The sequence below is a fragment of the Streptomyces sp. NPDC007162 genome (assembly GCF_040634175.1).
Taxonomy (GTDB): Bacteria; Actinomycetota; Actinomycetes; order Streptomycetales; family Streptomycetaceae; genus Streptomyces.
Genome location: NZ_JBEYFC010000625.1, coordinates 1 through 4504, shown reverse-complemented (window position 1 = coordinate 4504; position 4504 = coordinate 1). Strand labels below are relative to the sequence as shown.

At 76.0% G+C, this 4504-nt stretch carries 3 protein-coding genes; 2 read left to right on the top strand and 1 reads right to left on the bottom strand.

Annotated features, from left to right (window positions below):
- Nucleotides 1-30: 30 nt before the first annotated feature.
- A complete protein-coding gene (locus tag ABZ646_RS40755; protein WP_360531085.1) occupies nucleotides 31-708 on the bottom strand; it encodes a GAP family protein in 678 nt (225 codons plus the stop codon).
- 140 nt (nucleotides 709-848) lie between these two features.
- Between ABZ646_RS40755 and ABZ646_RS40750 the strand changes: the two genes are divergently transcribed.
- Entirely contained in the window at nucleotides 849-1814 is a 966-nt protein-coding gene (locus ABZ646_RS40750; RefSeq protein WP_360531082.1) for a YhjD/YihY/BrkB family envelope integrity protein, read from the top strand.
- A 143-nt stretch (nucleotides 1815-1957) separates the two neighbouring features.
- Nucleotides 1958-4504: AAA family ATPase (locus ABZ646_RS40745; protein ID WP_360531079.1), on the top strand; the 2547-nt coding region annotated here is incomplete at its 3' end.

Here is a 4504-nt window from a genome sequence, read left to right as displayed (position 1 = left end):
GGCGGACCCGCACCCGCCGCGCCCCGGGGGTCAACTCGTCAGCTGGTAGAGGCTCCTGCCGACCAGCCAGCAGCCCAGCAGCAGGCACAGCGTCACCAGCGCCTGCTCCTGGTGCCGGGTCAGCCACGCGCGCAGCCGCAGCAGCCGGCCCCGGGCCGCCGCCGGGGCGAAGACCACGTACAGCTCCAGGGCCAGCAGGCTCGCGGTGGCCAGCAGGCAGAAGCCGGACAGGGCGAGCCAGGTCGCGAAGTGCGAGGTGTCCGCCTCCACGACCGTCGTGGCCCCGGCCGCGACCAGCCCCCACGGTTGCAGCAGGACGGCGAGGCCCGCCGCGCTCCACATCGTGCTGCGGTCCATCTCCGCGGTCAGGGACGCGGACGACGGCGCGGGTGGACCTGCCCCCGGGGCCCGGCCACGCAGACCGCCCAGACGCCGGCGCCGGTGTTCGCCGTACCCGACGAGCGCCACCCCGATGAGCAGCTTGGCCGCGAGGACGGCGGTGGACGGCGGGGACTTCGGCGGGGGCGGCCGGCCGCCCGTCAGCAGCAGGACGACCGTGATCACGAGGACCAGGCACGCCAGCCAGCTCAGGATGAAGACCAGGCCTTTCCACACGCCCCTGGCGGAGGCCACCACCAGGACGAAGGCCATCAGCGGCAGTGGCTCGAGCGTGATGGCCAGCGCGATGAGCAGCAGGTCGAGGACCACGACGACCCCCACGGTGTCGGACACCACGAGCGTAGGCGCACGGCACCGGGACGACACCCGGACCGGAGTCCCGGCGGGCGCCTCCGGGGTGCCGCCCGGGCGTCCGCCCCGCACCCTGGACGCAGGAAGGAGCGATGCCCATGCGGACCAGGGGGCGGGTGCCGCGCAACGGCTCTCGGCCCGGGCCGTCGCGGTGGCGTGAGCGGACCGCGCGGCTGGCGGCGCGGGCGAAGGCGCTGCACCGGTGGGCGGAGATCCGGTTCCCCGTCGTGATCCACCTCGCGGACCGCATGGTGTCCGTGAACATCTTCGACACCGCCACGCGGGTGGCCGCCCAGTGCTTCCTGACCGCCGTCCCGCTGCTCTTCGTGTTCGTGGCCTACGCCCCGCCCGGGGTCGAGCAACAGCTGGTCCGTTCGATCCGCTCGGTGTTCGGCCTGACCGGACCGGCCGACCCCCAGCTCCAGCACCTGGTGCAGCCACAGAGCGAAGGGCTGCGGCAGACCACCGGCGCGGTCGGCGTGCTGATGGTGCTGATCTCCGCCACCTCCCTCAGCCGGGCCGTGCAACGGTTGTGCCAGCGTGCCTGGGGCATCCCTCGCGGCGGCATCCGGATCGCACCGTGGCGCTGGCTCGCCTGGCTCGCCCTGTGGATCGTCGCGCTGGTCCTCCAGGGCGTGCTGCGGGACGGCTTCGGCGTGGGTGCCTGGCTGGGCGTCCCGGTCACCTTCGCCGCCCAGGTGTGCCTGTGGTGGTGGACGCAGCACCTGCTGCTCGGCGGACACGTCAGCTGGAAGCCGCTGGTCCCCGGGGCCGCGATCACAGCGCTCTCCTTCACGGCCCTGTCGGTGACCGCGCGTTTCTACATGCCGCGCGCCCTCGACCGCGCCCTCGGCGAGTACGGCTCCCTGGGAGCGGTCTTCGTGGCCCTGTCCTGGCTCATCGTGGTCTGCCTGGCCGCCACCGTCAGCGTCACCGTCGGCGCGGTCCTGGCCCAGGAGCCGTTCCTCGCCGGCCGGCTCGGCAGCCCGCCGCCCCGCCGTCCCCAGGACGCCCGCAGGCCCGGGGACCGCACGCCCGGCCCGCACGACCGCCGCTCCGGATAGCCGTGCCGCCGGCCCTTCCGGCCGCGGCGACGGCCGGGACCGGTGTCCGGGCCGGGTGTCCCGGCGTGTCCTGCGCCGGGGCGCAAACACTGTGATCCTGATGGAGTAGAGCGCCGGCCACGGCCGGCCGGACACAGGTGGTGATGTCTGTGGCCGCGAACGACGACAGCGCACCGGGACGGGCCGCCGGGTACACCGGCCCGCCGGGGGAGCCGTTTCTGCGTACCCGGTTCGCCGCACCGGCCAGGCCCGCCACCTTCGTCCGCAGGCCCAGGCTGACCGCGCACCTCGACCAGGCCCTGCACACACCGCTGACCATGGTCAACGGCGCGGCCGGCGCGGGGAAGACCCTCCTCGTCGCCGACTGGGCCGCCGGGCTCGGACGTCCGGTCGCCTGGCTCACCAACGAGGCGGGCGACCAGCGGCCCGGCACGTTCTGGACCAACGTCCTGCACGCCCTGCGCTCCTCGGGGACTCCGGTCCCCGCCGGAATCGGCGGACCGGGGACCATCGGCATGGTCGGCCACCGGCTGCTCGGCCGGCTCGCCGACGAGCTGAACGGGAGCGACCGGTCGGCGATCCTGGTCCTCGACGAGTTCGACCGGCTGTCCGCGCCGGAGCCCGCCGAGCAGCTGGAGTTCGTCCTGCACCACGCCGGACAAGGGCTGCGGCTGGTCCTCGTCACCCGGACCGAACCCCTGCTGCCCCTGCACCGCTACCGGGCCGCCGCGGCCATCACCGAGATCAGGAACGACGAACTGGCCTTCACCCCCGAGGAGGCCGCCGACCTGCTGGCCCGGCACGACCTGCCGCTGGCCGCCCAGGCCGCGCGCGCCCTGGTGGAGCGCACCCGCGGCTGGGCGGCCGGAGTGCAGCTGAGCGCCCTCGCCGCCCGGCAGAGCGCGGACCCGGAGACGTACCTCAAGGAGTTCGAGGCCGGTCACAGCGTCATCGCCGACTTCCTGCTGGCCGAGGTGCTCAACCGGCAGTCGCCCCAGACGCAGGACCTGCTGCTGTGCGTCAGCGTCCTGGACCGGTTCTGCCCCGAACTGGCCGAGGCCCTCACGGGCCGTCCCGGTGCCGGGCCGCGGCTGGCCGGGCTGTGCCGGCAGAACGCCTTCCTCGAGTACCTCGGGCACTCCTGGTTCCGGCTGCACCCGCTGTTCGCGGAGATCCTCCGGGTCCACCTGCGGGCGCGCCGCCCGGAGCGGGAACCCGAACTGCACCGGCGTGCCGCGTGCTGGCTGCGGGCCCACGGTGCCGTACCCGAGGCACTCGCCCACGGCGCGGCGGCTGCCGACTGGGAGTTCACCGCCGGCGCCGTCGTCGACGACCTGTCGATCGGCCGGCTGCTCACCGGGCCGCGCGCCGACGACCTCACCGAGCTGTTCTCCCGGATGGGCACGGAGGCCACCGGCGCGGCGGTGGACCTGGTGCGGGCGGCCCGCGAGCTGTCCGGGTGCGACCTCGACCGCGGCCTCGTCCACCTCGGCCACGCGGCGCAGGACCCGGCTCCGGGAGAGCCCGACGCGGCGAGCCGACTGAGCCGGGTGCTCCTGGAGTCCCTGGCGGCCCGGCTGACCGGTGCCCCCGGCCGGGCCGAGCAGGCGATGGCCACGGCCGAGCGGCTCCGCCACGAGGTGCCCGCCGAGCAGCTGGCGCGCCACCCCGAGCTCGGCGCACTGCTGCTCACCCACCTGGGTTCGACCCGGGTGTGGGCCGGGCACTTCGACGCGGCCCGCGCCGCCCTCACCGAGGTGACCGGTCTCGCCGACGCCGCGACGGAACTGCCGCGTGAGGACTGCCTCGGTCACCTGGCGCTGCTCGACTACTTCGACGGCCGGCTCGACCGGGCGGAGAGCAGGGCCCTGGCCGCCACGGCCGTGACCCGGCACTGCGGCGGGCATCCGTTCCCGGGCGCCGGGCTCGGGCAGCTGGTGCTGGCCGCCGTGGCCGTCGACCGCGACGAGCTCGACCAGGCCCGGACCCTGCTGGCCGAGGCCGCCGAGTCCGGCCCCGGCCCCGCGGCGCCCGACCCGGTGACCGAGGGGTGCCGGGCCCTGGCGACCGCACGGCTGCTGGCGGCACTCGGCGACCCGGAAGCCGCCGCGGACGCGGCCACCCCGGCCGTACGGGCCACGGTCACCTCGCCCTGGGTCCGGGCGGGCGCGGCCCTGGCCTCGTCGGCGGCCCATCTCGCCGAGGGCCGTCCGGAGGCGGCCGCCGGGGTGCTCGACGGGGTCCGGGGCCCCGACGGGTCCGTGTGCGCGGCGGAACTGGCGTGGGCGCGCCTCGTCGCCGGCCACCGCGAGGAAGCGGTCGAGGCGGCGGGCCCGCTGTGCGCGGACGACGGGGGAGGTCCCGGGGTCACGGTGCGGGCCACCCTGGTCCACGCCCTCGCCGCGATCGAGACGGGGGACGCCTGCACCGCCCGCAGACTGCTCGCCAAGGCGCTCCTGGAGGCCCGCCGCAACCGGCTGCGCCGCCCGTTCCTGGACGCCGGGCCGCGGATCCGGCGTCTGCTGGACACCCCCCAGCTGCACGGCCTGGCCGCGGGCTGGCTGTACGGGGACGGCGCCGGTACCGACCCCGAGGCCCCACCGCTGCTCGTGGAGGAACTGAGCGGGCGCGAGCGCGAGGTGCTGAGCAGGCTGGCGCAGCTGATGTCCACCCAGGAGATCGCCGCCGAC

Bases quoted from the DNA above. Each gene is read 5' to 3' on its own strand.
- ABZ646_RS40750 (WP_360531082.1), top strand. From the start codon at position 849: ATGCGGACCAGGGGGCGGGTGCCGCGCAACGGCTCTCGGCCCGGGCCG.